The sequence below is a fragment of the Methanobrevibacter sp. genome, from assembly GCF_030539555.1.
Lineage (GTDB): Archaea > Methanobacteriota > Methanobacteria > Methanobacteriales > Methanobacteriaceae > Methanocatella.
Genome location: NZ_JAUNXX010000125.1, coordinates 1 through 2,411 on the forward strand (window position 1 = coordinate 1; position 2,411 = coordinate 2,411).

6 protein-coding genes and 1 pseudogene are annotated in these 2,411 nt (G+C 32.6%); all 7 read left to right on the forward strand.

Annotated elements, in window-relative coordinates:
* Window positions 1-83 (forward strand): annotated as a pseudogene (gene rpl14p, locus Q4Q55_RS10310) (50S ribosomal protein L14); the annotation flags it as partial.
* A gap of 8 nt (window positions 84-91) precedes the next feature.
* Window positions 92-442: a 50S ribosomal protein L24 gene (gene rplX, locus Q4Q55_RS10315; RefSeq protein WP_303372711.1), complete on the forward strand. Its 351-nt coding sequence runs from the start codon at window positions 92-94 to the stop codon at window positions 440-442.
* Window position 443: 1 nt separating this feature from the next.
* Window positions 444-1,172: a 30S ribosomal protein S4e gene (locus Q4Q55_RS10320; protein WP_303372712.1), complete on the forward strand. Its 729-nt coding sequence runs from the start codon at window positions 444-446 to the stop codon at window positions 1,170-1,172.
* Entirely contained in the window at window positions 1,169-1,681 is a 513-nt protein-coding gene (locus tag Q4Q55_RS10325; RefSeq protein ID WP_303372713.1) for a 50S ribosomal protein L5, read from the forward strand. The genes Q4Q55_RS10320 and Q4Q55_RS10325 overlap by 4 nt, the downstream gene beginning before the upstream one ends.
* 9 nt (window positions 1,682-1,690) lie before the next feature.
* Window positions 1,691-1,834: a 30S ribosomal protein S14 gene (locus Q4Q55_RS10330; protein WP_292608552.1), complete on the forward strand. Its 144-nt coding sequence runs from the start codon at window positions 1,691-1,693 to the stop codon at window positions 1,832-1,834.
* Between the two features lie 11 nt (window positions 1,835-1,845).
* Entirely contained in the window at window positions 1,846-2,238 is a 393-nt protein-coding gene (locus Q4Q55_RS10335) for a 30S ribosomal protein S8 (RefSeq protein ID WP_303372714.1), read from the forward strand.
* 8 nt (window positions 2,239-2,246) lie between these two features.
* Window positions 2,247-2,411: 50S ribosomal protein L6 (rplF, locus tag Q4Q55_RS10340; protein ID WP_303372715.1), on the forward strand; the 165-nt coding region annotated here is incomplete at its 3' end.

The window sequence follows — 2,411 nt, forward strand, 5'->3', positions numbered from 1 at the left end:
GTTCTGAAATCAGAGGTCCTGTTGCTAAAGAAGCAGCTGACAGATGGCCTAGTGTTGGTAGTGCAGCAAGTATTTTAGTATAGGTGAAAAAATGTCAAAACAACCAAGAAAACAAAGAAAAGCTCTTTACAATGCTCCTGCTCATGCACGTGGAAAACATTTAAGTGCTGCTTTAAGTAAAGATTTAAGGGCAAAATTAGGAAAAAGATCATTGCCTATTAGAACAGGAGATAAAGTTAGTGTTGTCCGTGGAGACTTCAAAGGACACGAAGGAGAAGTTCTCAGTGTAGATTACACTTCCTACAAAGTAACTATCGATGAGGTTACTTTATCAAAACCAGACGGAACTGCTACATTCCTTCCAGTTGATCCATCTAACTTAGTAATTATTGATGCAGATTTAAAAGACGATAGAAGAATTAAAAATAAAGGAGATAATTAAAATGGCTAAAATGGGATCTAGAAAACATCTTAAAAGATATAAAGCACCTAAATCTTGGCCTATTCATCCTAAAGAAGACACTTGGACTGTAAAACCTTCTGCAGGTTCTCATTCCATTAAAGATGCTATTCCATTAACTTTAGTTATCAGAGATGTATTAAAATTGGCTGATAACTCCAGGGAAGCAAGAAGAATTATCAACTCTGGTAATGTTTTAGTAGATGGAAGAGTCGTTAAAGATTACAAATTCCCAGTTGGATTCATGGACATTGTTGAAATTCCAAAAACTGGTGAATCTTACAGAGTTCTTTTAGATAGAAAAGGAAGATTACAATTAGATGTAATTGATGATAATAGTGCTAAATTATCTAAAATTGTTAATAAAACTACCATTAAAGGTGGAAAAACTCAATTAAACCTTCACGATGGTAAAAATGTTATCATTGATGAAGATGCATACTCTGTTGGAGATGTAATAAACTTAAAAGTACCTGAACAAGAAATCAATGATGTATATCCTTTACAAGAAGGAGCTACTGTCCTTGTTACTGGTGGTAAACACACTGGTGAATTAGGTACTGTAACTGAAATTATTGAAAATAAATCTTCCAACCCAAATACTATTATTATCGAAAATAGTTCAAAAGATGATTTCTTAACTTTAAAAGATTATGCATTTGTAATTGGTACTGATGCACCAGTAATATCTTTATTGGAGGTTAATAAATGAACCCAATGAACGAAGTACGTATCGAAAAAGCTACTGTCAGTATTGGTGTTGGTGAAGCAGGTGAAAAATTAGAACGTGCAATCAACTTATTGGAACAAATGTTCGATCAGACTCCTGTTAAAACCTTTTCTAAAGTTACCAACCCGGAATGGGGAATTAGAAAAAAACAACCAATCGCATGTAAATTAACTTTACGTGGAGAAAAAGCTGATAAAGCTATTGATATGGTTTTAGAAGGTATTAGTAGGAATATTAGACCTACTCAATTTGATGCTCAAGGAAACCTTTCTTTTGGTATTAAAGAACATATTGATATTCCGGGAATGAGATATAATCCTGATATCGGTATTTTTGGTATGAATGTTTCTGTTACTTTTGAAAAGCCAGGTTACAGAATTGCAAAAAGAAAAATCAGACAAAAGAAAGTTCCTCAAAAACATAGAATCTCTAAAGAAGAAACTATGAAATTTATGGAAGAAAACTTTAAAGTTAATTATGTAACTGAATAAGGTGATATTTTGCCAAGAAAATACGGAAAAGCTGCAAAAAAATGTAGTCGTTGTGGAGACCACTCTGCTATGGTTAGCAGATATGGTATAAATTTATGCAGACAATGTTTTAGGGAAGTTGCTCCTAAAATGGGATTTAAAAAATATAATTAGAGGTTTTAATTATGAGTCTTATGGATCCTCTTGCTGATGCTTTAACTAACATCAGAAATAACGAATTACAAGTAAATGATTCTTGTGTTATTTCTCCTGCTTCCAAATTAATTGGACAAGTTTTAAGCACTATGCAAAAAGAGAATTATATTGGTAACTTTGAATATGTTGATGACAACAGGGCAGGTAAATTCAATGTAGAATTAATAGGTAACATTAACAAATGTGGTGTTATCAAACCTCGTCATGCTGTTAAAAAAGATGAATTTGAGAAATTTGAAAAAAGATATTTGCCAGCAAAGAATTTTGGTATTTTAATTGTCACTACTCCTGAAGGAATTATGACTCACTATGAGGCTAAGGAAAGAGGAATTGGTGGACGTTTGTTGGCTTACATGTATTAGGTGATAAAATGGTAGTAGCTGCAGCTATAAGGGAAACTATTGAAATCCCTGAAGGCGTTGAAGTTATAATTGAAAATAATGAGGTTTCTGTAAAAGGACCTAATGGAGAAGACTCCAGAAAATTTACTTATCCTAATGTAAGTATTAAAGAAGATGATGATGTTGTTGTTTTA

Excerpts from the sequence above, each read along its gene's own strand:
- rplX (WP_303372711.1), top strand. The coding sequence starts at position 92 with ATGTCAAAACAACCAAGAAAACAAAGAAAAGCTCTTTACAATGCTCCT.
- Q4Q55_RS10320 (WP_303372712.1), top strand. The coding sequence starts at position 444 with ATGGCTAAAATGGGATCTAGAAAACATCTTAAAAGATATAAAGCACCT.
- Q4Q55_RS10325 (WP_303372713.1), top strand. The coding sequence starts at position 1,169 with ATGAACCCAATGAACGAAGTACGTATCGAAAAAGCTACTGTCAGTATT.
- Q4Q55_RS10335 (WP_303372714.1), top strand. The coding sequence starts at position 1,846 with ATGAGTCTTATGGATCCTCTTGCTGATGCTTTAACTAACATCAGAAAT.